The following is a 25,490-nucleotide window of genomic DNA, read 5'->3' as shown; positions in this document are numbered from 1 at the left end:
TAAACGATTATGATGATTTTGACTGATAAAAAACCACGTGTGAATGTTGAAGGAATTTTGACTGCGGACGAAATTCATGACATTGAACATCACATTGATCATTACCCATACCCACGTGCGGCTTCTTTGGATGCCTTGAAGTGTGTACAGCGCCGTAATGGTTGGGTTGATGATGCACAAATGAATGCGATTGCACAGTTGTTGAGTATGAGTGTGGCGGATCTGGAAGGTGTTGCAACTTTCTATAACCGTATCTACCGTCAACCTGTGGGTCGCCATGTGATTTTATTGTGTGACTCAATTGCATGCTTCTTGATGGGTGCAGAAACTTTGGCAGAAGCGTTCCAGCGCGAGTTGGGTATCCAGTATGGACAAACCACAGCAGATGGTCGTTTTACCTTGCTCCCAATTTGCTGTTTAGGCAACTGTGATAAAGGTCCAACTTTAATGATTGATGAAGATACGCACGGCCTCGTGGACGTGTCATCAGTTAAACAGTTATTGGAGAAGTATGTATGAATACTGAACCAAAACCAATTTATGGCGACGGTAACCCAGAAACGCATCCATTGACTTGGCGTTTGAGCAAACAAGAGTTTGTTCGTGCTGCCGATGAATACGAAGCATTAGAAGGTTATGCTGGCTTTAAAAAAGCCTTGAGCATGCCACCAAAAGATGTGCTTGAAGTCATTAAAGCTGCGACAGTCAAAGGTCGTGGTGGTGCAGGTTTCCCAGCGGGAATTAAATGGTCATTGATGGCGCCAAATGATGGTGGCCCACGCTATTTGATCTGTAATGCCGATGAAATGGAACCAGGTACCTTTAAAGACCGTTTGTTGATGGAAAAACTTCCTCATCAATTGATCGAAGGTATGCTGATTGCAGGTTATACCTTAGAAGCAACTCAAGGTTATATCTTCATTCGTGGTGAATATGTTGAAGCAGCTCAATACTTAAATGAAGCATTAGAGCAAATCCGTGCCAAAGGTTACTTGGGTGACAACATCCTTGGAACAGGCTGGAACTTTGATATGCACGTTCACACAGGCGCAGGTCGTTATATCTGTGGTGAAGAAACTGCATTGATCAACTCGCTTGAAGGTCGCCGTGCCAATCCGCGTACCAAACCACCATTCCCGCAAGTTGCAGGGGCATGGGGTCGTCCAACGATTGTCAACAACGTTGAGACCTACAATAACTTGCCAGCAATCATGTTGCGTGGTCCTGAGTGGTATATCAACCTTTCAGCAGGTAAGTCGAAAGATCCAGGCACCAAGATTTATGGTGCATCAGGCAAAGTTAAATTCCCAGGTCTTTGGGAACTACCATTTGGTACAACTGCGCGTGAAGTGATTGAAGAACATGCGGGTGGTATGCGCGACGGTTTAACCTTGAAAGCATGGTTACCGGGTGGTGCATCAACGGATTTCTTGGCTGCTGAACACATTGATTTGCCAATGGATTCAGAGACGATCATGAAAGCAGGTTCTCGTTTAGGAACTTGTCTACTCATGGTGGTGGATGAAAGCCAATGTATGGTTTCTGCAACACGTAATTTAGAAGAATTCTTTGCGCGTGAATCATGTGGTTTCTGTACACCATGTCGTGACGGTTTACCTTGGGCAGTGAAAGCGCTTAAAGCACTGGAAACAGGCGAAGGTAAGAAAGAAGATATCGATCATTTACAAGAACTGACGCGTAAATTATGGATCGGTAAAACTTTCTGTGCTCACGCACCAGGTGCGATGGAGCCGCTTATGGGCGCACTTAAATATTTCCGTAACGAGTTTGAAGCTAAGGTTAAAACCCATGCTCCTGCTCTAGACGTAGAACAAGCTTAAGGAATTCGACTATGGCTACAATTCATGTCGATGGAAAATCGTATGAAGTCAACGGCTCAGAAAACTTGCTACAAGCATGTCTTAGCCTTGGCATCGACATCCCGTATTTTTGTTGGCACCCATCCTTAGGTTCTGTTGGTTCTTGTCGTCAATGTGCGGTGACTCAGTATGCGAATCCTGAGGACACACGTGGACGTCTGGTGATGTCATGTATGACACCTGCGACCGACAATACCTATATTTCGATTGAAGACAAAGAAGCAACGGATTTCCGTGCCTCGATTGTTGAATTCTTGATGACGAACCACCCGCACGACTGTCCAGTCTGTGAAGAAGGTGGTCACTGTCATTTACAAGATATGACCGTCATGACGCAACACGATCGTCGTCGTTATCGCTTTACCAAACGGACTCACTATAACCAAGAGTTGGGTTCGTTTATTGCGCATGAGATGAACCGTTGTATCGCGTGCTACCGTTGTGTGCGTTATTACAAAGACTATGCGGGTGGTACGGACTTTGGTGTCTATGCCAATGCGTCACGTGTCTATTTCGGTCGTCCAGAATCAGGTACTTTAGAATCTGAATTCTCAGGTAACTTGACTGAAGTGTGTCCAACAGGTGTATTTACCGATAAGACCCATTCAGCACGTTATAACCGTAAATGGGACATGCAATATGCGCCAAGCGTATGTTTCGGCTGTTCTTCAGGTTGTAACATCTCTCCGGGTGAGCGTTATGGCGAAATCCGTCGTGTTGAAAACCGTTTCAATGGTTCTGTGAACCAATACTTCCTTTGCGATAAAGGTCGTTTCGGTACAGGCTATGTGAACCGTGAAGACCGTCCACGTCAACCACAGTTCCGTAATGGTGAAACTGTTGCGACGGTGACTGTTGATCAAGCGCTTGATCAAGTGATTACTCAGCTGAAAGGCAAGAAAGTGTTAGGTATTGGTTCTCCACGCGCAAGCTTGGAATCAAACTATGCACTGCGTGAGTTGGTTGGACAAGACAACTACTCAACAGGGATGTCTCAAAAAGAGCAGAACTTGGTTGAGTTAGCAGCATCAATCATGCAAACACAGGGGATTTATAACCCGAACATGCGTGAAATTGAAAGCTATGATGCGGTGTTGATCTTGGGTGAAGACTTAACTCAAACTGCACCACGTATGGCCTTGTCTGTGCGTCAAGCTGCGAAAAACAAAGCCAAAGAAATGGCTGCTGCAACACGTACACCAGACTGGTTGGCTGAACCGGTACAACGTATCGGTCAAGATGCAAAATCCCCAATCTATATCCTTGCGGCAACGCAAACGCGTTTAGCGGATGTGGCGACAGGTGAAGTGGTTGCATCGCCTAATGACATCGCACGTTTAGGTTTTGCGGTTGCTGCTGCAGTGAAAGGTGAAGCATTGACTGGTTTGGCAGATGATGCCAAAGCCTTTGCGCAAACCATTGCGGATACTTTGAAAGCGGCGAAAAAGCCATTGATTATCTCGGGGACTAGTTTACAAGATCCTGCAATCATGGAAGCTGCTGCTCAAGTTGCGCAAAACTTAGGTGGAAATGCGGGCTTGTCATTGACTGTTCCTGAAGTGAACTCAATGGGCTTGGCATTGTTTGGCGGTTTAAGCCTAGAACAAGCATTTGCACAAGATTTTGATGCCGTGGTTGTGGTTGAAAATGACTTAACCCGTCGTTTACCCGTGGCACAAGTCAAAGCTGCATTAGATAAAGCTGAAACTGTGATCGTCTTGGATCATAGTGAAACTGAAACCTTGAAACTTGCGGATATCGTACTTTCGGCAGCAAGCTTCGCTGAAGGTGATGGTACTGTGGTGAGCCAAGAAGGCCGTGCACAACGTTTCTATCAAGTGTATGACCCAAGCTACTACAAGCCAGAATATGCGATCAAAGAATCATGGCGCTGGTTACATGCCGTTGAGACAGGTCTTAAAGGCAAAGCAGTTGATTGGACATTGTTGGATGATGTGATTGAAGACATCGTCAAGAATGTACCCGTACTTGCTGCAATTGAAGAGGTTGCGCCAGATGCGGGTTACCGTATCCACGGCTTGAAGATCGCACGTGAACCACGTCGTTACTCGGGTCGTACTGCAATTCGTGCACCGTTATCGATTCATGAACCGAAACAGCCGACTGATCCAGATTCAGCATTGACGTTCTCGATGGAAGGTTATGTCGGAACTCAGACGGCATCTTCATTGGTACCTTTCGCATGGTCTGCGGGCTGGAACTCACCACAAGCTTGGAACAAATACCAAGATGAAGTGGGTGGTCACTTAAAAGGTGGTGATTCAGGTATCCGTCTATTCGATCGTTTAGCTAAACGTCCTGCACGTAGCTATGTTGCACCAACAGCTGTGGTGGTGAACCCTGAAAGTTTCCGTCTTGTGCCAATGCACCATATCTTTGGTTCTGGTGAATTCACTATCAAAACACCTGCAATGGAATCTCGCATTCCTGAAGCGATGTTTGCGGTGGGTGAACAAGATGCAACACGCTTAAATGTTCAAGATGGTCAACGTATTACAGTACAAGCGGGTGAGACTAGCATTAGCTTGCCAGTACAAGTCATCGAATATTTACCAACAGGTTATATCGGTTACCCAATTGGTTTAGCACCAACAGTTTCATTGGCAGAGCCTGTGTCTGTGGCGGTAGGAGTGTAATTCATGAATCAAGAAATTATACGTCAAACGCCACTTTGGGCTGAGAACTGGCCAATCGCTTATTCAGTGATTCAGGCAATTGTGATCTTGCTTGTAGTGGTTTTGGTTGCTGCTTTAATGTCATTTATTGAGCGTCGTCTCTTGGCATTATGGCAAGACCGTTATGGTCCAAACCGTGTTGGTCCTGGCGGTATGTTCCAGATTGTTGCCGACATGCTCAAGATCATGTTCAAAGAAGACTGGACACCGAAGTTTGCTGATAAGCTGACTTTCCGTTTAGCACCAGCCGTTGCGATGGCAACTGCGGTACTTTCGTTTATGGTGATCCCAGTAAGTCCTACACTGGGCGTTGCAGATATGAGTATCGGTCTATTGTTCTTTATGGCAATGGCGGGTATCGCAGTCTATGCAGTGTTATTTGGTGGTTGGGCATCGAACAACAAATACTCATTACTTGGTGGTCTTCGTTCTGCGGCTCAAACCATTTCTTATGAAGTGTTCTTGGGTATCTCGTTGATGGGTGTGGTTGCGATTGCTGGCTCATTCAACATGCGTGAAATCGTTGAAGCACAACGTGATATGTGGTTCATCATTCCTCAATTCTTAGGTTTCTTGATCTTTGTGGTTGCGGGTGTTGCAGTTACGCATCGTCACCCATTTGACCAACCTGAAGCTGAGCAAGAATTGGCGGAAGGTTACCATGTTGAATACGGTGGTATGAAGTGGGGGATGTTCTTCGTTGCGGAATACGTCAACGTCGTTTTGATCTCGGCATTGATCGTGACTTTATTCTTCGGCGGATGGCTTGCACCATTTAACTTAGAAATTCCATTTGTTCCACCATTATTCTGGTTCGTGATTAAAACAGCATTCTTCGTAATGATGTTTGTCTTGGCGCGTGGTTCGTTAATGCGTCCTCGTTATGACCAAGTGATGAACTTTGGTTGGAAAGTTTGTTTGCCATTGGCGTTGGTCAACTTGTTAGTGACTGGTGCTGTGATTCTGATGAATCAGGCCTAGGACAGCAGGGAGTACAAAATGTATAAAATTCTAGCTGGATTCGGATCGATTGTACGTTCGTTGTGGATGGTGTTCAGCCATGTCACACGTAAACGTGACACGATTTTATATCCAGAAGTACCGGCTGAACAAATTGTGCCACCACGCTACCGTGGTCGTATTGTATTGACGCGTGATCCAGACGGTGAAGAGCGTTGTGTGGCATGTAACCTATGTGCGGTTGCTTGCCCAGTTGGCTGTATTTCATTACAAAAAGCGGAAAAAGAAGATGGACGTTGGTATCCAGAATTTTTCCGTATTAACTTCTCACGCTGCATTTTCTGCGGTATGTGCGAAGAAGCATGTCCAACGACTGCCATTCAGCTGACCCCAGATTTCGAATTGGGTGAATATGTACGTCAAGACTTGGTTTATGAAAAAGAGAATTTACTCATTTCTGGACCGGGTAAATATCCTGACTACAACTTCTACCGTGTCACTGGTATGGCTGTAAGCGGCAAAGAAAAAGGTCAAGCACAGAAAGAAAGTGCACCAGTTGATGTACGGAGCTTATTACCATGATGTGGCCATTTTATTTGATGGCACTTGTGGCCATCGTTTCAACGGTTCGTGTTGTGACTAACACGAATCCGGTGCATGCACTGTTAAGTTTGATCGTTTCTCTTCTAGCGGTTGCTGGTATTTTCATGATCGTGGGTGCGCCGTTCGCGGCTGCCCTTGAGATCATCGTATATGCCGGTGCCATTATGGTCTTGTTCGTCTTCGTTGTGATGATGCTGAATCTTGGACAAGAAACCATTGAACAAGAAAGTAAATGGTTGAGTTCAGAGGCTTGGGCTTTTCCTGCACTGATGAGCTTTTTATTGGGCTTGCTTTTGGTGTGGATGCTCGGTGGCGAATACACCACAATTTCTGCGCCGATGGGAGCAGAAGTTGTAGGTCCGAAAGCTGTCGGTCAAGCACTATTTACTCACTATCTATTATTGGTAGAAGTTGCCGCGATGTTATTGCTAGCAGCACTGGTTGCAGCATTCCACTTAGGCAAACGTGAACCAGGTGCAGAAGAGGATAAAGAATAATGGGACACATCCCTTTAGAACATGGTTTGATCGTTGCAACCATCCTTTTTGCACTGGGTTTTTACGGTGTAATGGTGCGACGCAACCTTTTATTTATGCTAATGAGCCTTGAAGTAATGATGAATGCCGCGGCTTTGGCATTCGTTTTAGCGGGTAGCGTATGGGCGCAGCCAGATGGACAGATCATGTTCATCCTGATTCTGACGCTTGCTGCAGCAGAGGCATGTATCGGTCTTGCGATCGTCCTTCAGTTTTATCATCGCTTCCATCATCTGGATGTGGATGCTGCTAGTGAGATGCGCGGATGAGTACATTATATTTAACCGTTTTATTCCCGCTCATTGGTTTTATCCTGTTAGCGGCAGGGCGTAACAAACTGTCTGAGAATGTCGCTGCCATTATTGGTGTCGGTTCAGTTGGTTTATCTGCGTTATTTGCTTTAATTGCTGGCCTTGCATTTACCAGCAGTGGCCAAACCGTTTTTGTTCAACACTTATGGACATGGTTCAGTGTTGGCGGTTTTGAGCCAGGTATCAGCTTGCACCTTGATGGTTTGTCATTATTGATGACAGGCATGATCACGGGGGTTGGTTTCTTGATTCACATCTTCGCATCTTGGTATATGCGTGGTGAAGAAGATTACGCACGTTTCTTCTCTTATTTCAACCTGTTCGTTGCCAGCATGTTGTTGTTGGTACTTGGCGATAACTTGGCGTTATTGTTCTTGGGTTGGGAAGGCGTAGGTCTGTGTTCATACCTATTGATTGGTTTCTACTACTCAAACCCTGCAAATGGTTGGGCAGCAATCAAGGCATTTACCGTAACACGTGTGGGTGACGTATTTTTACTCATCGCATTGTTCTTGCTCTATCAACAGTTTGGTACGTTGAATACACAGTACATTGTTGAAAATGCAGCGACTGTGATGACGCAAAGCTCATCATTGTCGATCTGGACAGCATTGATGTTGTTCTTGGGTGCAGCAGGTAAATCAGCGCAAATTCCATTACAAACTTGGTTAGCCGATGCGATGGCTGGTCCTACACCAGTCTCTGCATTGATCCACGCCGCAACAATGGTGACAGCAGGTGTTTACCTATGCTGCCGTATGTTCTCAGTGATGGAAATGGCGCCAGAAGTGATGCAATTCATTTCGATTACGGGTGCAGTGACCTTGCTTGTGGCAGGCTTTGCTGCATTGGTGCAAACTGATATCAAACGTATCTTGGCTTACTCAACCATGAGTCAGCTCGGTTATATGTTTATGGCAGTGGGTGCTGAAGCATACCAAGCTGGTTTATTCCACATGTTGGCTCATGCATTCTTCAAAGCGTTATTGTTCCTTTCTTCAGGTGCCGTAATTCTTGCATGTCATCACGAACAGAATATTTTCAAAATGGGTGGATTACGTAAAAAGATTCCATTCGTATTCTGGTGTTTCGTCATTGGTGGTGGCGCCTTAGCCGCACTTCCAATCGTGACCGTTGGCTTCTTCTCTAAAGATGCGATCTTGGGTGCAGTCTATGCACAGTCGACTATTGCAAATCTTCCGCTTTACCATACCTTGTACTGGGTAGGTGTTGCTGGTGCATTCTTAACGTCTATCTATACTTTCCGTTTAATCTGGGTGGTGTTCTTCGGCGAAGAGAAAACTCATGCGCATGCCATTCATGGCGTGACTTACTGGGCACCGCTTGCAATTCTTGCTGCGTTATCGACCGGTATTGGTTACTTCCTGCAAGCGCCAGTCGCAAAATTATTGACTGCGGCAAGCATTCCAAGTTTTGTGATTCCTGAAAGCTTAGAAGCGGCTGTTGCACATGCTGAACATTTAGCAAGTGGTGTGGCCCTTGTTGGTTTGGCTGTTGGTATCTTCTTGTTTGCCTTTGCGTATGGCGCAGTAAAATCGTTTGCTCAGACTTCTTTGGGTTCAGGCTTAGCGCATATCTGCCGTACAGCATTCGGTTTCGATGCCTTGTATGACATCGTATTTGTAAAACCTTATTTATTGATTGCGAAAATTTTAGGTCGTGATCCAGTTGACGGTTTATGGTTAGTATTGCCTGCCATTGTGAAGGGCGGGAATAGCTTTACCAGTTCGCGTCAAACCGGTTCATTACGTGAATACGCATCAAGCATGTCACTCGGTGTAGTGGTGTTATTGATGATCTTGATCGTGATTCAGGTTGTGGGGAAATAAAATGGAAAACAATTTAATTTTACCCGCACTGATTTTAGTTCCTTTCATTGCTGGTTTTATTTGTTGGTTGGTTGATAAATACGACCAACATTTACCGCGTTGGATTGCCTTGATTGGTATGCTCATTACCTTTGGTTTGGGCATTGCACTTTGGCAAAGTGGTACATATAGCTATGCTGTAGGTAGCCCAGCTCCCCAATGGGCTGCTGAATTCTACCTACCTTGGATTCAGAGTTTAGGTATTAGCATTCACTTAGCGGTGGATGGTTTATCTCTGCTTATGGTGCTGTTGACTGCATTACTGGGTGTACTTGCAGTAGGCTGTTCATGGGGTGAGATCCAAAAGAACGTAGGTTTCTTCCACTTAAACCTCCTGTGGAGTTTAGGTGGGGTTATCGGTGTATTCTTGGCGATTGACTTATTCTTGTTCTTCTTCTTCTGGGAGATGATGCTTGTACCAATCTATTTCTTGATTGCGTTATGGGGTCATAAAGGCTCGAATGGTCGTTCACGTGTTTACGCTGCAACCAAGTTCTTCCTCTATACACAAGTTGCTGGTTTGATCATGTTGATCGGTATCTTGGGGCTGGTTGCTTATGGATACATGCATACACAAGAGATTAGTTTTAATTACTATTATCTCATGAGTATGGCGAATCACTTGGATAAAGAAGTACCAGCATTGGCATATGGCTTTATGGTGTGTATGTTCATCGGTTTTGCGGTGAAACTACCTGTCTTCCCATTACACGGCTGGTTGCCTGATGCGCATGCGCAAGCACCAACAGCGGGTTCTGTGGATTTAGCTGGTATTTTGATTAAAACAGCAGCGTACGGTTTACTTCGTTTCGTAATTCCATTCTTCCCAGCAGCGTCAGCACAGTTTGCTGATATTGCGATCATTTTGGGCTTGATTGGTATTTTCTACGGTGCATTCCTTGCGTACCAACAAACTGACATGAAACGTTTACTTGCGTACACGTCAATTTCACACATGGGTTTCATCTTACTTGCAATTTATGCAGGTAATATTCTGACTTTCCAAGGCTTAATGATCATGATGTTGGCACATGGCTTATCATCTGCTGCATTGTTCATTATGTCGGGTCAAGTCTATGAGCGTGTGCATACACGTGATTTACGCTTAATGGGCGGTCTTCGTGGTCAACTGCAATATTTGCCATTCTTCTTAATGTTCTTTGTTGCAGCGCTCGTAGGTGTACCGGGTCTAGGTAACTTTATTGGTGAATTCCTGATTCTTATGGGTTCATTCAAAGCCTATCCGACTTTCACGATTATTGCCGCAGTGAGCTTGGTGTTTGCGGGTCTTTATGGTCTGATTCTGATTCACAAAGCTTTATTTGGTGAACCGAATCCAGAACAAAAGCAGCACTACAAAACACCGTTAAAAGATCTATCTGCACGTGAAGTCAGCATTCTGATGATCTGTGTAATTGGTTTGGTTTGGTTAGGTATTTACCCACAAACTTTCTTGGATATGTCTCATTCAAGCATGCAGTGGTTGGTAAATAGTTATATGCCAGTACAAGAAGTTGTTGAAACTGTTCAACAGGCTGCAACTCAACTTGAACATGTGGAGATGCAATAAATCATGAACTTCACACTTTCTTTTTCTGAGCTTATGCCACTTGCTCCAGTGATGATTGTTGCTTTGACTGCAATCGTCGTGATGTTGTTGACAGCGATTAAACGTAATCACAACCTGATTGCGACAACTTCGGTTGTCGGTCTGAATTTAGCTGCGATTTTGATTATCTATACGATATTTAGTGGGAGTTTCATTCCATCAAATATCATGGGCATGTTTATGGTTGATCCATTTACCATGCTCTATCAATTTCTGATTCTAATTGCAGCCTTGGCTTGTTGTACTTTGTCTCATGCTTATATTGAGACCTATAAGGAAAACCGCGAAGAGCTTTATATCTTGTTACTGTGTTCAGTGACAGGGGCGATGTTATTAGTTGCGAGTACGAACTATGCATCATTCTTTATTAGCTTGGAATTAATGTCGATTCCTGTGTATGGCATGTTGGCTTATACCTATCAACGTAGTCAGTCTTTGGAAGCTGGGATTAAATATCTTGTGCTTTCGGCAACGGCTTCTGCAATGTTGCTTATGGGGATGGCCTACGTTTATGCTTATACAGGTAGCTTATCTTTTGCAGCCGAACCAAGCCGAATGTTTAATAGCTTTAGTCAGCCTGCTGTTGTGCTTGGACTTGGTCTTATACTTTTTGCAGTTGGGTTTAAGCTATCATTAGCACCTTTCCATAAGTGGACACCTGATGTGTATGCTGGTGCACCTGCACCAATGGCTACATTCTTAGCAACAGTCTCTAAAGTTGCCATGATTGGCTTATTTGCTAGATATGTTTTATCTTCAGGATTTATTCTTGCCGATAGTCTAAAATTAATGGTTACCATTCTGGCTGTCGTTTCGATCGTCGTTGGTAACTTATTGGCTGTTCGTCAAGTCAATCTCAAGCGTATCCTTGCTTATTCATCGATTGCTCATTTCGGTTATCTATTGGTCGCTTTGGTTAGCGCACAAAATATTGAATTTATTCAAATTCGTGGTTTCATGACCTTTGAAACAGTCAATGTTTATATTATTACTTATGTGTTGACCACTGTTGGTGCTTTTGGTGTCGTGACATTAATGTCGAGTCCTTATAACAATAAGGATGAAGCTGGTAGTTTAGCTGAGTATCGTGGTTTGTTCTGGCGTCGTCCGATCTTGACTGCGACTTTAACCGTAATGATGTTATCGTTAGCTGGTATTCCATTAACCGCGGGCTTCATTGGTAAGTTCATGGTTGTGAAAACAGCCGTAATGGGCGCACATTGGTTCCTTGCGGCAATGGTAATTGTTGGTAGTGGTATCGGTTTATATTATTACCTGCGTGTGATGGTTGTTATGTACATGACTCCACCAGATGTGCCTCGTATTGATGCTGATGAGCATTGGGGTACACAAGTTGGTGGTATTATGGTACTCGGAGCTGCTTTATTAGTCTTTGTATTAGGTATTTATCCTGACCCAATGATTTATTTAGCTAAGTATGCAGTTTTTGCAGTTTCACCAGAGTTACAAGAGTTTATTCTTACTTTAGTGCAAAAAGGCATTTACTAAACGTGTATAACTGATAAAAAAAAGCCCTAAATTTAGGGCTTTTTTTTATTGACGAGTAAAAAACGTTTTATAATAGAACAAGATTAACATTACCTAGGTACTCACTCGTGTCGATTCAAGAAATTCGTCATCCGCTTATTCGCCATAAACTTGGCTTGCTACGTCGTTCTGACATTAGTACCAAGAACTTTCGTGAATTAGCGCAAGAAGTCACGATGTTACTGACTTATGAAGCAACAAAGGATCTTCCTGTTGTTGATCATGAAATTGATGGGTGGGCAGGGAAAGTCTCAACTCAACGTATCGCAGGGAAGAAAATCACCATTGTACCGATTCTGCGTGCTGGTATCGGGATGCTTGAAGGCGTTCTTAGCCTGATTCCAAGTGCTAAAGTCAGCGTCTTGGGGCTGGAACGTGATGAAGCGACCTTAGAAGTACGCACTTACTACAAAAAGTTAGTGCCAGATGTTGCCAATCGTTTAGCCATGATCATTGACCCAATGCTGGCAACAGGGAACTCTTTAATTGCGGCCATTGATGTATTGAAAGCAAGTGGCTGTAAAGATATTCGTGTCATGATTTTGGTTGCTGCACCAGAAGGCATTGCCAAAGTTGAAGCTGCACATCCAGATGTCCGTATTTATACCGCATCGGTTGACCAAGGTCTGAATGCAGAAGGCTATATTGTTCCTGGTCTGGGTGATGCAGGTGACAAGATTTTTGGTAGCGTGCAAAAAGACTAATTTTACCAGACCGATAAAAAGAGACTTGATCCATCCGTAGAACCTTTCAGGGTGGATTGAAAGTCTCTTTTTTATTTCGATATACTGTAATGATTACATTGAGAACATAGGATAAATGTCATGGCACAAGAGTTCTATCAAGGAAAAATTAAGCAATATAATCCTGATAAAGGATTTGGTTTTATTGCGACATCTGAAGGCGATATCTTTTTTCATATTTCAGATTTTCCTGCGGCAGAAGGCGAGCCGAAAAGAAATGAAAAAGTGAAATTTGTGGCGCTTGAAAATGGTGGAAAGTTTAAAGCAACGCAAATTGAGCGTGTTGATGCAAATCCTGCTAAAACCAAGAAGACCAAAATCGCCAATCACAATAAGTCAATTACAACCGAGTTGTTGTCTAACTTTCGACGTTAATTGCTTAAGTTGATATTTTTCAATATTCGCACTTAGTTTAGGTACATGATAAAAGAGGCTTTTTAGCCTCTTTTTGATTAGAATAGGGGCAATATAATAAGCGTGTGTTGATGATGTTGGTTGAGGGTAAAATTAAAAAATATAATGCTGAACGGGGCTTTGGTTTTATTGAAGTCGAGGGGAAGCAAAGCGATATTTTCTTTCATATTCGTGATTTTCCTCGAGCTGGAGGGGAACCTAAGCTTGGTGAAAAACTAAAATTTTCCATGGTGCACGATACCGATAAAGGGAAATTTAAAGCTGTTCAAATTGAACGTTTGGATCTAATGCCTACGCCTATTCGCAAAAGCACTATTGTAGCGCCTCAATCAAGTACTTCTTCTAAGCAGGGAGCAATCGTTACGGTCATTGGTGTCGTAATGATTGTGATTTTGGCAGTTTTGGTTTTCCAGAAATATCAGTCTTATCTGCAATCAGAACAATTAAAAACAGCTCAATTGATAGAGCAACAAAAGCGAATTGTTGAAGAACAGCGAAAAAAGATTGGGGATTTACCTGTAGTAAAGTTGTCTGAAAAAACAGAAAGGGCGTTGCAATATGATCCAGAACGGCCTATACAAGCAGCACGCTCAACAACTGCTGTAGGTGCCCAATTTAGCTGTGATGGGCGTGAGCATTGTTCTCAAATGAACTCTCGTGCAGAAGCTGAATTCTTTAATAAAAACTGTCCGAATACCAAGATGGATGGTGATCATGATGGCATCCCTTGTGAAAATGATTCTCGTTGGTAAAGCCTTGCTTGAGATTTGATACGCTAAGTAGATTTTCAAGTTATATCTTTAGACAGAAAAAAATTCATAACTGACCGATTCAAAAATAAAGGATTCAAATTCTCATCATAAGACTTTCAAATTGACTAAATGAATAGTAATTATTTTGTTAATGATTTTTATTATCATTTGTTAATTTATCTTATATACTGTGGTCAAATTTTTATCGGGGTTTGATCACGTGAAAAAGAATATCTTATTTTTATCTCTTATTGCTTTGCCAATGTTCGCGCTTGCTGATGACAGCACAGTTTTACCGACCATTACCGTAAAAGCAGATTCACAAGAAACGGATGCGACAGGCAAACTTAAAAAAGATGCCAGTTTAGGGATACTCGGTGAGAAAGCGGTATTGGATACACCCTTTAGTATCCAGTCTTATACCGAGCAGGCGATTAAAGATAAACAAGCTGACTCGATTGCGGGCATTCTTAAAAATGACCCAAGTATTCGTACCACCACCAACAGTGGCCATTTAAACGAAAACTTTATGATCCGTGGTTTTCCAGTAACATGGGAAGATGCCAATATCAATGGTTCTTATGGCATGTCACCAAGTGGTCGTACCCCGACTGATATTTTAAGCTCAGCCAGCGTACTCAAAGGTCCAAATGCGTTGATCGCGGGGATGGCTCCTGGCGGTAGTATTGGTGGTGTGGTGATGGCAACCACCAAACGTGCCGATCGCGATCTGACTCAAGTCTCTGCTATGTATGAAGATGGGGGCTATTACAAATCAGGTTTTGATGTGGCACGTCGTTTCGGTGAAAATAAGGAGTTCGGAGCACGCGTCAGTGCGACTTATGGACAAGGTGAACATATTGTTGATGGCTTAGAAGATAAAAATACCGCAGCAGTTTTGGCCCTCGACTATACCACTGATCAAGCCAAAATTAATTTTGATGCCTATACCACACGCGATAGTCGTGATGGTGGCTCACCCGCAATGATCTCCTTTTCAACGTTGAAACGTGTTTTAGCTGCGCCAGATGGCAAATTGAATTATTTTCCACATTTAGAAGGCATGCAAAGTGCCAATTACGTGGGACTATCTGGGGAATATAAGCTTTTACCGAATTTAAAAGCCTTTGCAGGTGCAGGTTTTAATGAGCGGGAATATCGTGGGCATTTATTTGGTACGCGTATGGTTGTGCGTGACCTGCCAGCCAACTCAATGGGAATGAATAATCCTGCTTTGATTGGGGCGAATGGTGATGCACTGGCACAATATTATCGTGTCGGTTCAAAGGAACATAACACGACTTTTAATGCGGGTTTAGAAGGTCAAATTTTCACGGGTGATATTTCTCATACGTTGGCATTCCGTGCGGATTATCTCAAACGTAAATACAGCCAACATAAAGGGCGAGGGGCAACAGAGGTCTATTTCCCAACCAATATTTACAATCCAAGCAATGAAGGACATATGCCAGATACATGGCCAGAGATTGTTCCTACTGCGGATGATGTATATGTCAGCTATAGTCTGAGTGACCAGATTTCCATGCTGGATGATAAGCTACAGTTCATTCTAGGCGTGCGCTATCAAGATATGAATCTAAAGGCACTCGCGACGAATGCACCACCATTGAAAGATGATAAGTTATCTCCAAGTGTAGCCATTGTTGTGAAACCTTTTGGTGAAGAAACCTCATTCTATGCCAGCTATGTGGAAGGTTTGGTGAGAGGGGCAAGGGTAAGTGTAGAAACTGATGCGAACTATAATAAAACTTTTGCACCATTTGAAAGTAAGCAATATGAAGTGGGTGCTAAATATCAAGGCGAGCGTTGGTTACATACCTTAGCACTTTATCAAATTAAAAAGCCAAGTACGCTGACGGACTCAACCTACCGTGATCCAAATGATGCAAAAATTACCCAAATCACGACCGATGGTGCGAAGACTGAATCGAAAGGGGTTGAATACGGCTTTTCGGGTAAAGTCACTGAAGATCTGATTGTTTACGGTAACTTGGCATACATTGATACTGAATATACAAAAGCGATTTCAAGTGGTGTGAATCTTTCAGGTAAAACCATTGAGGGGACACCTGAGTTCACAGCAGGTGTGGGTGTAGATTATCAAATCCCATTTGTTGAAGGATTAAGCGTCAATGCCTTTGCGACTTATGTTGATGAACAATATTTAACGGCTGATAACACACTCAAGTTACCTGATTATACCCTGGTTGATTTAGGTGCGAAGTATGCAACTAAACTCGGTGGGGTCAACACAACATTCCGTGCCAATATTGATAATGTTGCAGACAAGAAATATTGGGATGGTGTGTTCACCAGCGGCTTTACCACAGTAGGTGCAGGCCGTACCTATAAATTGGGTGTCAGCTTCGACTTCTAAATCGAATGCCAATAAAAAACGCTTCCAATTGGAAGCGTTTTTTATTTTCGAAACAATTAAATTTTATTTTCACAGAACTGCAAAAAGGCTTTTAAACCTGGTCCTTGATACTTTTGACGATGCACTAACATATACAGCGGGCGGGTTAATTGCCAGAATGGGGTATCCAAGATCACCAACTGACCTTTCTCTTGTAGCGGTTCAATCGCGAGTCGTGACACGCAGGACATGCCTAAACCACCTGCGACAATTTTTAAGATCGCTTCATTATGCCCCAAAGTTAAACGGATATTGGCATCGGGCAGATCTTGCAAAATTGCATTATCAAACACTTCACGTGTACCTGAACCTTCCTCACGTAAAATCCATTCCACATCTAGAAAATCGGTTGGGCTGATTGGGCGATTCAGTTGTGCTAAGGGATGATCAGGCGCACAACATACAGCGAGCTCATCATCACGCCAATGGATACATTGCAGTTGAGGTAAATGACAAGAACCTTCAATCAAGGCAAGATCCAATTGGAACTGATTGACTGCTTCAATCATTTGACGGGTATTGCCCACTTGCAGTTGCAAATGTGCTTGTGGATGACGTTGTAAAAAGTCAGCCATCAAATCTGGCATTAAATAGTCACTAATCGTAAGAGTGGCACCTAAACGTAAGTCAATGCTTTGAAGTTCACCTTTAGCAGCTTGTTCAAAAGACTCACAGCGACCTAAAATTTCTAAGGCTTGTGGGAGTAAAAAGCGTCCCAAATCATTGAGTTGTAATCGTTTGCCTAAACGGTCAAACAGCGGTGCACCCAGACCATCTTCTAAATCAGCTAAGGCCATACTTGCCGCACTTTGTGTGAGTCGGACAGCATCGCTCGCTTTGGTAACCGTTCCTTCCTGAGCGACCGCCACAAAAACAGCCAACTGGCGTAATGTCATGCGCATGTTAAATAGCCTTAATGTTTTGAGTATCCATCAATTATTCGATCATGCTAACATGAGCGCACTGTTTCGTGCCACGTTCTCATCATGTCAATTGAAAAATTTAGCGTAGAAAAGGTTTTATCTGTACACCGTTGGACTCATAATCTTTTTAGCTTCACCATGACCCGTCCAGCACATTTCAAATTTACCGCAGGGCAATTTGCCCGTATTGGTTTAATGGTTGAAGGAGAATTGGTGGTACGTGCCTATTCTGTGGTTTCTTCACCTTTTGATGAAACTTTAGAATTCTTTTCAATTGTGGTACCTGATGGTGCTTTTACCTCGAATCTGCAACACCTCAAAGTTGGGGATGAGTTGTATCTGGAAAAAATTTCCTATGGCTATCTAACGCTGGCACGTTATCAGCAACCTTTACCACAGGATTTATGGTTATTGGGAACAGGGACAGGACTGGCACCGTTTTTGTCGATGTTACAAGACTTTGAAACGTGGAATAAATACCAGCAGATTAATTTGGTGTACAGCGTCCGTACAGAATCTGAGTTGGCTTATGTCGAGCGTATTCAAGAGATTGCCGACTTATTTGGCGAAGGGCATACCGGCTTTAAGTTTATTCCAATTATTACCCGTGATCCGAATGCCGCTCTGCATGATCGTTTGCCTGTTTTAATTGGCAATGGTGAATTAGAAAAAGCAGCAGGACTGTCTTTTAACCGAGACAGTAGTCATGTGATGTTATGTGGTAATCCACAAATGGTTGAAGATACCAAAGAAGCGCTGAAGCAACGTGGTCTCATTATGAATCGTCGTGGTGAAGGCAATATTGCAGTCGAGAATTATTGGTAAAGCAAATACATTATCACTTTTAGTTGTTTTATAAGAATAAGGAAAAAGAATAGGATGGAGGAGCAAGTCGGAAAAAAGGCAATTGGCAAAGTTCCTTATATCGCTTTTTTTGTAGGAATGCTCATCATGAGCATTTTACTCATCTACAGTTATACGACGACCTCCGTTGGTGGGTGGGGCGATTTAGGTCGAAATATCATGGTCGGGCTGACCTTATTGGTTGTTGCGGCATATAGTTTATGGTTTTTTCTTTGTGCACTGTATCTTTGGGTGATTTATCATAAACAGCCCAATGTGGATGTGTCTCCGGCAAATTGGGCTATGGGTTTACATGCTTCCACCGTGATATTTATCTTGTTATTGTTTTTTTCGGGCAGTTAAACGCAATAAAATACGATGTTGTGTTTGATCGTCTTAATGTACAAACATATCCATAAATTCACGAATTTCTTGAATGGCGGTGTCGACATCGGTGGTTAACCACGTCGGCTCGAACAAGCCGATATAGTGTTCCAAGCGATCCTGTGGGACGACCAGACGTACTGGACAATCTTCTTCTAGTAGACGCCACGGCAGAATAGGCACCTCATTATCCAGAAACGGTTGTACATTGCGAATATCGACAATCATGGCATTGATACAGTCGGGCAAAGGCATCACCGAAAACTCTTCGGTACGACGACGGAAGTATTCTAAATCGCCCCATTTTAAGATATAGCTCGGCTTATTGAACTCAATAATTCCAATCAAATGTTCATCACGTGTGTGATGTAAAAAACATTGATGGGTGACATCAGTGTCTAATTCGAGGGAGATGCTTTGTTGGCTATAGGACATAAAGCAGAACGGTTGAGAAATGAGGCGCGTATTATAGCTTATTTTAACCCATTCTAAAACCGCCTATATTTTAAACAAAAAGAAGACCAATGAAAAGTAGAGTTCTGCAACCAGTGCAACGATAGTCCGAAGCTTTTTCACACAATGCAACAGTCGGTGTTGCTAATATAAAACTTGAAAAGTAAAAGGATGAGGGCTGCTATCATGCATGATTTTAGTAAGCCACAGCCTCATGTGGCCAGCAAAGAAGAAATTACCAAAAAGAGAAGATTGCCCGTTTATATTTTGATTATGGTGGGAATCTTCCTGATTGCATTACTTGTTTATATGGTTGCTGATCATTCAGCCAATCCAACTGCTCAAGTGACAATGGCACATATGCAGTCGGCTATTCTGAATGTTTAAGCAAGCATATCTTTAGACCAAAACCTATTCATCATAAAGCTCATTGATGTGAATCAATGGGCTTTTTTGCAAAATTATGAGACCTTTTTGTTGTATTAGTGATGCCATTGATTGATTGGAAAATAGACAAAAACTAAGGTGGAAGCATCCATAAATCATGTTCTTTATTGCAGAACGTTCTTGGGTGGATGTGTATCAAGATTTAAAACACAATATAAGGATAACAACATGAATGAATTTTTTAATGACCCCTCCAATCGAGGAGGATTTGATGCAATGTATTATTGGGATCAGTTTCATCCTATTTTTGCTGCAGTTGTCATCCTATTGGTGGGATGGATTGTTGCTTTAGTGATTGCAGCAGGTGTGAAAAAATTACTGCAAAAACTTGATACCAATCATAAATTGTCTTCTGCCACAGGCCGTACCCCAAATATCGAAAATCTGGTCTCCAAACTGGTGTTCTGGTTTGTGATGATTCTTGCTGTCGTTGGCGCACTGAATGTTTTAAATATCAGTGGGGTCAGTGATCCATTCAGCAATATGGTGGGTCGTGTGTTGGCCTACATTCCGAACTTGCTGGCAGCAGTCGTGGTGGGCTTTATTGGTTGGATCGTAGCACGTTTGGTTCGTGCGGGGTTGACCAATGTGCTTGCCAGAACGGAACTGGATGAAAAGCTCAGTAATGAAGTCGGTGTCAGTTCACTCAGTACCAATATCGGTGAGATTTTTTACTGGTTGGTGTTATTACTGTTCTTACCAATTGTTTTATCTATTCTTGGTCTAACGGGCTTATTGATTCCTGTCCAGAATATGGTGAATGAAGCGATTGCTTATTTACCGAATTTGTTTATTACCGCTGTCATTATTTTCGTGGGATATATTCTGGCGAAAATTGTTCGTGGGATTGTCGAGGGACTCAGTAATAGTCTTGGCCTACAAGCACAAGCAGAAAAAGTTGGCTTATTCAAAAACTCCAATGTGGCCAAGTTCTTAGGTTCATTCGTCTTTGCCATTATTATTATCACCACCTTAATTGTGGCCTTTGAAGCCTTGGGTATCCAAGCGATTTCTCAACCTGCAACCGCCATGCTGAATCAAATCATGTATGCAATACCACAAATTATTGCAGCAGGTTTGATCTTGATTGTGGCCTATATCGTGTCGCGTTTTGTGGGACGTTTAGTGGCTGAATTGATTTCTGGGGCCGGGGTGGATGAAATCCCGATGAAGCTGGATTTACAACGCTTCTTGGGACAAACCCGTGTGTCTGATGTGGTTGGTTATCTCATTGTTTTCTTTACCATGTTATTTGCGGTTTCAGAAGCAGCAAACCGACTTGGCTTAGAGCAGGTCAGTGTACTGATTGCGATGTTTATCCAGTTCGGTGCCAGTATCTTGCTTGGTGCTGTGATTCTGGTGATCGGCTTCTGGTTGGCCAATGTGGTTGCCAATATTGTTCAACGTGGTGAATACAACAGCTCACGCTGGTTAGCAAATCTGGTCCGTATTCTCATTATGGGCTTAGTGATTGCAATGGGCTTAAAAGCCATGGGTATTGCGGATTCGATTGTGAATTTGGCTTTCGGTTTAACACTTGGCTCAGTTGCTGTGGCGTTTGCCTTGGCCTTTGGTTTAGGTGGACGACAACCTGCGGAACGTTTACTCAGCGATTTGCTGGATAAAGCCAAAGCTGAAGCAAAACAACCGAATCCTTTACATAAGGAAGAAGTTACGCCAACAAATCCTGTGAGTCCAACGGCACCAACATCCACCAATACAGTCAATCCGACGCCACCAACACCGCCGTATTCGGATGAATAGAAAAAATAATCTTTGATTTTTTTGATCAATTCGACCACTCTAAGCAGGGTGGTCGTTTTGTTTGTATCAGCGCTATTGAGTGTTATTTGGGATTGTAATCGGGTGTTTTAAGCGGGTTCAAAGGCTTTAATGAAAAAATTTGACCTCAAAAGCAATTCATTTATCGCTCAAGTATCAATAGTCTCTAAATAAAAAGTCGATAGGAGAATGAAATGAAGAGGCCAAATCGAGTATTCGCACCGATTATTATTGCAGGGATTACGGTTGGATTCTTGGCGAGTGCTTATAAGTTTGTGGTTGCTAAATCAAACTCTTCGAAAGAGAAAAGTATTGAAAGTACGCAGCACATCACAACTTCAGAAGCGGCAAATTCTTCCGAGCAACGTAACTGAAGCGGGCTATACCGAATTAAGCCCGCAGTATGAGATTGCATTAAACGAATTGAGCTGCGGCTTGCGCAGAAGACCATGCCCACTGAAAGTTATAGCCGCCTAAGTGTCCCGTTACATCGAGTACTTCACCGATAAAATAGAGGCCTTTCTGTTTTTTACTTTCCATGGTTTTGGAAGAGACTTCGCTGGTGTCTACCCCACCGAGCGTGACTTCGGCAGTACGATAGCCTTCCGTGCCTGATGGTTTTACCGTAAAGGCATGCAATTGCGCCGCAATATGTTCGAGCTGTACATCACTGAGGTTGCCAATTGGCGTTTCACTTTGTTCTGCCCAAATCAGTTGTTGTAATTCAAGTACGATACTTTTGGCGGTAAATTCACTGATTAAGGTGCGTAGTAGAACTTTAGGCTGTGACTTTTTCTTGTCTTTAAAAAATTGTGCAAAGTCTTGGCTTGGGAAGAAATCAATTTTAAAGCTTTCCCCAACATGCCAGTAGTTCGAAAGTTGCAGTGAGCTTGGACCACTGAGACCACGATGGGTAAACAGCAAAGCTTCGGTAAATTGATGACGATCGTTGACCAAAGTGGCATCTAAGGCATTGCCACTCAAGCGGGTGGTGACTTCTTTAAACTGGTCTGAGAAGGTGAAGGGAACCAGACCTGCACGAGTTGGGAAGACATGGTGTCCGAACTGTTGTGCCAGTTCATAACCAAAACCTGAGCCACCAAGTGTGGGAATGGATAAACCGCCAGTTGCCACCACCAAAGACTCACAGTGATAAGTCCCTTGACTGGTTTCAATGATAAAACTTGAATCCGCCTGAGCCTTCACTTGTTGTACTTCACAGTGGGTTTGAATCTGAACCTGTTTGGCTTTGTCACATTCTGAAAGTAAAAGTTCCAGAATTTCTTTTGAGCCTTTGAGGGTGAATAATTGCCCGTGTTTGCGTTCTTCATACTCAATGCCGTATTCACAGACCAAACCGATAAAGTCCCAGTTGGTATAACGGGTTAAGGCTGAGATGACGAAATGCGGGTTTTCAGACAGATAATTGGCCGGTTCGACCTCCAGATTGGTAAAGTTACATTTACCACCACCTGACATCAAAATCTTTTTGCCGACTTTATTGGCCTTTTCCAATACTACAACCGAGCGCCCACGTTTGCCTGCTTCTGCAGCCAACATCAAGCCCGATGCACCAGCACCTAAAACAACAACATCAACTTGATGAACCATGGGGAAATACTCAAGGGAGGAAAAGCGGGCAATTATAAAAGATTTAAAGCCTTTTGAGTATGTCGATTGTTTGATTAAAAAAGATACTTTTAAAATCAAAGCATGTTATAAAATTGGTCTCAATAAAGGGGATAACAATAATGAATGATAAGACTTTTTTAGAAGACACACCGCCGAATCAGCAAGATTCACTTAGACAATATACCTTAATTATATATGGGCTTTATGCAGCCAGTATTTTTGTGGGATTGACCAGTATTGCTGCGATTATTATGAATTATATGAAACGCGATGAAGTTAAAGGAACATGGTTGGCCAGTCATTTTGAATGGCAAATCAAAACCTTTTGGATCACGCTCATTGCTGCAATCATTGGTTTTATTTTGTCTTTTGTACTCATTGGCATTCCGATTCTCTTTGCAGCATCAATCTGGTTTATTTATCGCATTGTCAAAGGCTTAGTGGTGTTTATGGACAATAAGCCGATTGGTGATGGCTGGTTTTAAGCACTTGATTCGATCAGATGAAAAGTCACTTGAGGGTGGCTTTTTTATTTTAAGCGTCCTTGTAAACCACCGGTATGGATTGCCAAAATACGGCTATTTTCAGGAAAATAAGGCTGTTGGATTAAATCGAATAGCCCCATCATCATCTTGGCGGTATAGACTTGTTCCAAAGGAATTGCATATTGTTGCTCAAAATGTTGCATAAATTGCAGGAGTTCGGTTGTGGTTTTGGCATAACCTCCACAACAATAAGCATCGGTTAAAGACCAATTACTTTTCTTGGTCCACTGCTGAATATCCTGTTTTAGGAAGTCGCCTTTCAATGCAGAAAAGCCCAAAATCTGTTGTTGTTCTGAACTGCTTTCAATTAAGCCCGCAATAGTGCCACCTGTTCCAACTGCACAACAAATCACATCATAATTCTTTCGATCATCTTCGCTTAAAATTTCCTGTGTTCCTTGCAGTGCAAGTGCATTGCTGCCACCTTCTGGAACAATAAAGGCTTGAGGATATTGCTGTTGTAGTTGTTGTAAATATTCCACTTCATGGCGCAGTCGATACTCAGCCCGGCTGACAAAATGTAGTTGCATGCCAAAATCTTGTGCTGTCTGTAGGGTAGGGTTTAAGTCACGGGTCGCAAGTTCTTCACCTCGGATCAGGCCAATACTTTCAAAGCCAAAGCGCTGGGCGGCATAGGCAGTTGCGGCAATATGATTGGAGAATGCGCCACCAAATGTGAGGACTTGGGTCAAACCTTGTTGCTGTGCTGCAAGCAGGTTGTATTTTAGCTTATAAAATTTATTGCCTGAAATCTGTGGATGAATCAGGTCCAAACGCTTAATCGTCAGTTGAACCGAACTGGGCAACGCTAATGTTTGATAGGGGGGAGGAAAAGCAATGTGATCAAACATTTTCGAACAAGAGAAATGGATTTGATCACATTGTAAATGGATTTGATTGAGAATGTCAGTCTTGCATTAGGAGTCGGTGTCCACAGAGCTAATTACCGACATCCCAGGACGTAAGTTTTCGATACCTTTTTGATTCGGATCAATGGCGATACGGACTGAAATCCGTTGCACCACCTTGGTGAAGTTACCTGTGGCATTGTCAGGTTTGAGCACGCTGAATTCTGAACCTGCCGCAGGGGAAATCTGCTCAACATGTCCGGTAAATTTCTGATGATTCATCGCATCGACGGTGAAAGAGGCTTTTTGCCCAATTTTCATATTGGCAATTTGGGTTTCCTTAAAGTTGGCAATCACCCAAGTCTGTGTTGGAATCAGATAAAGCAACTGAGTTCCTGCCGCAACATATTGACCGACGCGTGGATTAACCTCACCTAATTGTCCATCCAATGGGGCAACAATGGTGCTGTAGTCCTTGGTGGTATTGGCTTGGTCGAGTTGTGCCTGTGCACTATTCACTTGTGCTTTTAAACCTGTCTGCGCCACTTGTGCCGTTTTTAAGGCTTCTTGTGCCACCAAGATATTGGCTTCGGCCTGTTTCAGTAAGGCGTGATTATTTTGGGCATCTGCCGCGGCTTTGTCTTGTTCAGATTTAGATGCAGCACCGCTATCTCCCAATTGCTGGTAGCGTTTCAGCTGTGCCACAGATAAATCATATTGTGCTTTGACCTGATCCAGCTTGGCCTGTGCCGCGACAACATCAGCCTGACGTTGTGCAATGGCTTGGGTTTGATTGGCAAGACTGTTTTCTGCCTGTTCGACACCTGAGGCTGCCTGTGTGACCTTTTGATCATAGGTGGTGGCATCAATATGCATCAACACTTGACCTTGTTTGACTTGGTCAAAGTCTTTGACCAGCACATCTTTGATATAGCCATTGATCTGCGAAGACAGGATGGTGGTTTTACCTTTCACATAGCTATTGTCGGTTTGTTCAACCGCTGTATGGAATGGACCAATGCGCCACGCCCATAAGATAATGGTGATACCCACCAATAATACCAATAGCATCCACCACAGGGTCGAGCGTTTGGTCTTGATTAGCTTACTGGTCGGCGGAGGAGGCGGTGGTGGCATTTGTGCCACAGTTTCAGGCGCCCTTACTACTGGCGTTGTTTCATTTTGCTCCGTGGTTCGAGCATTATTCTCTTCGGGTTTATCTTGTTCTGACATCATCTTTTCTCAATCAAAAAGG

25 protein-coding genes are annotated in these 25,490 nt (G+C 43.1%); 20 read left to right on the top strand and 5 right to left on the bottom strand.

The window, feature by feature from the left end:
• Positions 1–9: 9 nt before the first annotated feature.
• The 14 genes from nuoE to NG55_RS13635 all read left to right on the top strand — a co-directional run bounded on the left by nuoE (position 10) and on the right by NG55_RS13635 (position 16,339).
• On the top strand, positions 10–519 hold the full coding sequence (nuoE, locus tag NG55_RS13700; RefSeq protein ID WP_016541636.1) for an NADH-quinone oxidoreductase subunit NuoE: 510 nt from the start codon (positions 10–12) through the stop codon (positions 517–519).
• Positions 516–1,841: an NADH-quinone oxidoreductase subunit NuoF gene (gene nuoF, locus NG55_RS13695; RefSeq protein WP_016541637.1), complete on the top strand. Its 1,326-nt coding sequence runs from the start codon at positions 516–518 to the stop codon at positions 1,839–1,841. The genes nuoE and nuoF overlap by 4 nt, the downstream gene beginning before the upstream one ends.
• A gap of 11 nt (positions 1,842–1,852) precedes the next feature.
• On the top strand, positions 1,853–4,537 hold the full coding sequence (gene nuoG, locus NG55_RS13690) for an NADH-quinone oxidoreductase subunit NuoG (RefSeq protein WP_016541638.1): 2,685 nt from the start codon (positions 1,853–1,855) through the stop codon (positions 4,535–4,537).
• Between the two features lie 3 nt (positions 4,538–4,540).
• On the top strand, positions 4,541–5,557 hold the full coding sequence (gene nuoH / locus NG55_RS13685) for an NADH-quinone oxidoreductase subunit NuoH (RefSeq protein ID WP_004655440.1): 1,017 nt from the start codon (positions 4,541–4,543) through the stop codon (positions 5,555–5,557).
• An 18-nt stretch (positions 5,558–5,575) separates the two neighbouring features.
• Positions 5,576–6,118 (top strand): NADH-quinone oxidoreductase subunit NuoI, encoded by a 543-nt coding sequence (gene nuoI / locus NG55_RS13680; protein ID WP_016541639.1) that lies wholly within the window; start codon positions 5,576–5,578, stop codon positions 6,116–6,118.
• Positions 6,118–6,636 carry an NADH-quinone oxidoreductase subunit J gene (gene nuoJ, locus NG55_RS13675; protein WP_171068305.1) on the top strand — a complete coding sequence of 173 codons (519 nt, stop codon included), beginning with the start codon at positions 6,118–6,120 and terminating at the stop codon, positions 6,634–6,636. Before nuoI ends, nuoJ begins: the two co-directional genes overlap by 1 nt.
• Positions 6,636–6,944, top strand: a complete 309-nt coding sequence (nuoK, locus tag NG55_RS13670) for an NADH-quinone oxidoreductase subunit NuoK (RefSeq protein WP_004655436.1) — start codon at positions 6,636–6,638, stop codon at positions 6,942–6,944. The genes nuoJ and nuoK overlap by 1 nt, the downstream gene beginning before the upstream one ends.
• Positions 6,941–8,836, top strand: coding sequence for an NADH-quinone oxidoreductase subunit L (gene nuoL, locus NG55_RS13665; protein ID WP_016541641.1), 1,896 nt, complete (start codon positions 6,941–6,943; stop codon positions 8,834–8,836). Before nuoK ends, nuoL begins: the two co-directional genes overlap by 4 nt.
• 1 nt (position 8,837) lies before the next feature.
• A complete protein-coding gene (gene nuoM / locus NG55_RS13660) occupies positions 8,838–10,445 on the top strand; it encodes an NADH-quinone oxidoreductase subunit M (protein WP_016541642.1) in 1,608 nt (535 codons plus the stop codon).
• Positions 10,446–10,448: 3 nt separating this feature from the next.
• Positions 10,449–11,993, top strand: coding sequence for an NADH-quinone oxidoreductase subunit NuoN (gene nuoN, locus NG55_RS13655; protein WP_016541643.1), 1,545 nt, complete (start codon positions 10,449–10,451; stop codon positions 11,991–11,993).
• 107 nt (positions 11,994–12,100) lie between these two features.
• A complete protein-coding gene (upp, locus tag NG55_RS13650; RefSeq protein ID WP_004655430.1) occupies positions 12,101–12,736 on the top strand; it encodes a uracil phosphoribosyltransferase in 636 nt (211 codons plus the stop codon).
• A gap of 120 nt (positions 12,737–12,856) precedes the next feature.
• Entirely contained in the window at positions 12,857–13,150 is a 294-nt protein-coding gene (locus NG55_RS13645; protein WP_016541644.1) for a cold shock domain-containing protein, read from the top strand.
• 113 nt (positions 13,151–13,263) lie between these two features.
• Positions 13,264–13,941 (top strand): cold shock domain-containing protein, encoded by a 678-nt coding sequence (locus NG55_RS13640; RefSeq protein WP_065343563.1) that lies wholly within the window; start codon positions 13,264–13,266, stop codon positions 13,939–13,941.
• A 262-nt stretch (positions 13,942–14,203) separates the two neighbouring features.
• Positions 14,204–16,339, top strand: a complete 2,136-nt coding sequence (locus NG55_RS13635; RefSeq protein WP_171257981.1) for a TonB-dependent receptor — start codon at positions 14,204–14,206, stop codon at positions 16,337–16,339.
• Positions 16,340–16,395: 56 nt separating this feature from the next.
• On the opposite strand, the gene gigC is transcribed toward NG55_RS13635, so the two are convergent.
• Positions 16,396–17,280, bottom strand: coding sequence for a LysR family transcriptional regulator GigC (gene gigC / locus NG55_RS13630; protein WP_065343562.1), 885 nt, complete (start codon positions 17,278–17,280; stop codon positions 16,396–16,398).
• An 84-nt stretch (positions 17,281–17,364) separates the two neighbouring features.
• Between gigC and NG55_RS13625 the strand changes: the two genes are divergently transcribed.
• Positions 17,365–18,126 carry a ferredoxin--NADP reductase gene (locus tag NG55_RS13625; protein WP_023270726.1) on the top strand — a complete coding sequence of 254 codons (762 nt, stop codon included), beginning with the start codon at positions 17,365–17,367 and terminating at the stop codon, positions 18,124–18,126.
• Between the two features lie 126 nt (positions 18,127–18,252).
• Positions 18,253–18,507: a hypothetical protein gene (locus NG55_RS13620; RefSeq protein WP_228704186.1), complete on the top strand. Its 255-nt coding sequence runs from the start codon at positions 18,253–18,255 to the stop codon at positions 18,505–18,507.
• A gap of 33 nt (positions 18,508–18,540) precedes the next feature.
• Here NG55_RS13620 and NG55_RS13615 read toward each other — a convergent pair whose 3' ends face one another.
• Positions 18,541–18,963: a hypothetical protein gene (locus tag NG55_RS13615; RefSeq protein ID WP_004655415.1), complete on the bottom strand. Its 423-nt coding sequence runs from the start codon at positions 18,961–18,963 to the stop codon at positions 18,541–18,543.
• 204 nt (positions 18,964–19,167) lie between these two features.
• On the opposite strand from NG55_RS13615, the gene NG55_RS13610 reads away from it, so the two are divergent.
• From NG55_RS13610 to NG55_RS13600, 3 genes are all read left to right on the top strand, one after another.
• On the top strand, positions 19,168–19,368 hold the full coding sequence (locus NG55_RS13610) for a hypothetical protein (protein ID WP_016541650.1): 201 nt from the start codon (positions 19,168–19,170) through the stop codon (positions 19,366–19,368).
• Between the two features lie 228 nt (positions 19,369–19,596).
• Positions 19,597–21,192 carry a mechanosensitive ion channel gene (locus NG55_RS13605; protein WP_016541651.1) on the top strand — a complete coding sequence of 532 codons (1,596 nt, stop codon included), beginning with the start codon at positions 19,597–19,599 and terminating at the stop codon, positions 21,190–21,192.
• Positions 21,193–21,404: 212 nt separating this feature from the next.
• The gene (locus NG55_RS13600; protein WP_016541652.1) at positions 21,405–21,584 is read left to right on the top strand and encodes a hypothetical protein; all 180 of its coding nucleotides are present in this window, start codon (positions 21,405–21,407) and stop codon (positions 21,582–21,584) included.
• A 40-nt stretch (positions 21,585–21,624) separates the two neighbouring features.
• On the opposite strand, the gene NG55_RS13595 is transcribed toward NG55_RS13600, so the two are convergent.
• Entirely contained in the window at positions 21,625–22,821 is a 1,197-nt protein-coding gene (locus NG55_RS13595) for a BaiN/RdsA family NAD(P)/FAD-dependent oxidoreductase (protein ID WP_065343561.1), read from the bottom strand.
• Between the two features lie 140 nt (positions 22,822–22,961).
• Here NG55_RS13595 and NG55_RS13590 point away from each other — a divergent pair, with 140 nt between their 5' ends.
• Positions 22,962–23,327: a DUF4870 family protein gene (locus NG55_RS13590; RefSeq protein ID WP_016541654.1), complete on the top strand. Its 366-nt coding sequence runs from the start codon at positions 22,962–22,964 to the stop codon at positions 23,325–23,327.
• A 44-nt stretch (positions 23,328–23,371) separates the two neighbouring features.
• On the opposite strand, the gene NG55_RS13585 is transcribed toward NG55_RS13590, so the two are convergent.
• A complete protein-coding gene (locus tag NG55_RS13585) occupies positions 23,372–24,238 on the bottom strand; it encodes a 1-aminocyclopropane-1-carboxylate deaminase/D-cysteine desulfhydrase (RefSeq protein WP_065343560.1) in 867 nt (288 codons plus the stop codon).
• A 66-nt stretch (positions 24,239–24,304) separates the two neighbouring features.
• Entirely contained in the window at positions 24,305–25,471 is a 1,167-nt protein-coding gene (locus NG55_RS13580) for an HlyD family secretion protein (protein WP_065343559.1), read from the bottom strand.
• Between the last annotated feature and the right edge of the window lie 19 nt (positions 25,472–25,490).

Origin of the sequence: Acinetobacter gyllenbergii, assembly GCF_001682515.1 — a bacterium.
GTDB classification, from domain to species: domain Bacteria; phylum Pseudomonadota; class Gammaproteobacteria; order Pseudomonadales; family Moraxellaceae; genus Acinetobacter; species Acinetobacter gyllenbergii.
Note: the sequence above shows the minus strand (reverse complement) of the source record. Positions and strands in the feature narration are given on the sequence as shown.

Coding starts and splice junctions, on each gene's coding strand:
- nuoH (WP_004655440.1), top strand. CDS start 4,541: ATGAATCAAGAAATTATACGTCAAACGCCACTTTGGGCTGAGAACTGG.
- nuoI (WP_016541639.1), top strand. CDS start 5,576: ATGTATAAAATTCTAGCTGGATTCGGATCGATTGTACGTTCGTTGTGG.
- NG55_RS13645 (WP_016541644.1), top strand. CDS start 12,857: ATGGCACAAGAGTTCTATCAAGGAAAAATTAAGCAATATAATCCTGAT.
- nuoL (WP_016541641.1), top strand. CDS start 6,941: ATGAGTACATTATATTTAACCGTTTTATTCCCGCTCATTGGTTTTATC.
- NG55_RS13640 (WP_065343563.1), top strand. CDS start 13,264: ATGTTGGTTGAGGGTAAAATTAAAAAATATAATGCTGAACGGGGCTTT.
- nuoM (WP_016541642.1), top strand. CDS start 8,838: ATGGAAAACAATTTAATTTTACCCGCACTGATTTTAGTTCCTTTCATT.
- NG55_RS13605 (WP_016541651.1), top strand. CDS start 19,597: ATGAATGAATTTTTTAATGACCCCTCCAATCGAGGAGGATTTGATGCA.
- nuoJ (WP_171068305.1), top strand. CDS start 6,118: ATGTGGCCATTTTATTTGATGGCACTTGTGGCCATCGTTTCAACGGTT.
- nuoK (WP_004655436.1), top strand. CDS start 6,636: ATGGGACACATCCCTTTAGAACATGGTTTGATCGTTGCAACCATCCTT.
- gigC (WP_065343562.1), bottom strand. CDS start 17,280: ATGCGCATGACATTACGCCAGTTGGCTGTTTTTGTGGCGGTCGCTCAG.
- NG55_RS13625 (WP_023270726.1), top strand. CDS start 17,365: ATGTCAATTGAAAAATTTAGCGTAGAAAAGGTTTTATCTGTACACCGT.
- NG55_RS13620 (WP_228704186.1), top strand. CDS start 18,253: ATGAGCATTTTACTCATCTACAGTTATACGACGACCTCCGTTGGTGGG.
- NG55_RS13635 (WP_171257981.1), top strand. CDS start 14,204: ATGTTCGCGCTTGCTGATGACAGCACAGTTTTACCGACCATTACCGTA.
- NG55_RS13600 (WP_016541652.1), top strand. CDS start 21,405: ATGAAGAGGCCAAATCGAGTATTCGCACCGATTATTATTGCAGGGATT.
- nuoG (WP_016541638.1), top strand. CDS start 1,853: ATGGCTACAATTCATGTCGATGGAAAATCGTATGAAGTCAACGGCTCA.
- nuoN (WP_016541643.1), top strand. CDS start 10,449: ATGAACTTCACACTTTCTTTTTCTGAGCTTATGCCACTTGCTCCAGTG.
- NG55_RS13585 (WP_065343560.1), bottom strand. CDS start 24,238: ATGTTTGATCACATTGCTTTTCCTCCCCCCTATCAAACATTAGCGTTG.
- NG55_RS13580 (WP_065343559.1), bottom strand. CDS start 25,471: ATGATGTCAGAACAAGATAAACCCGAAGAGAATAATGCTCGAACCACG.
- nuoF (WP_016541637.1), top strand. CDS start 516: ATGAATACTGAACCAAAACCAATTTATGGCGACGGTAACCCAGAAACG.
- NG55_RS13615 (WP_004655415.1), bottom strand. CDS start 18,963: ATGTCCTATAGCCAACAAAGCATCTCCCTCGAATTAGACACTGATGTC.
- NG55_RS13595 (WP_065343561.1), bottom strand. CDS start 22,821: ATGGTTCATCAAGTTGATGTTGTTGTTTTAGGTGCTGGTGCATCGGGC.
- NG55_RS13590 (WP_016541654.1), top strand. CDS start 22,962: ATGAATGATAAGACTTTTTTAGAAGACACACCGCCGAATCAGCAAGAT.
- nuoE (WP_016541636.1), top strand. CDS start 10: ATGATGATTTTGACTGATAAAAAACCACGTGTGAATGTTGAAGGAATT.
- NG55_RS13610 (WP_016541650.1), top strand. CDS start 19,168: ATGCATGATTTTAGTAAGCCACAGCCTCATGTGGCCAGCAAAGAAGAA.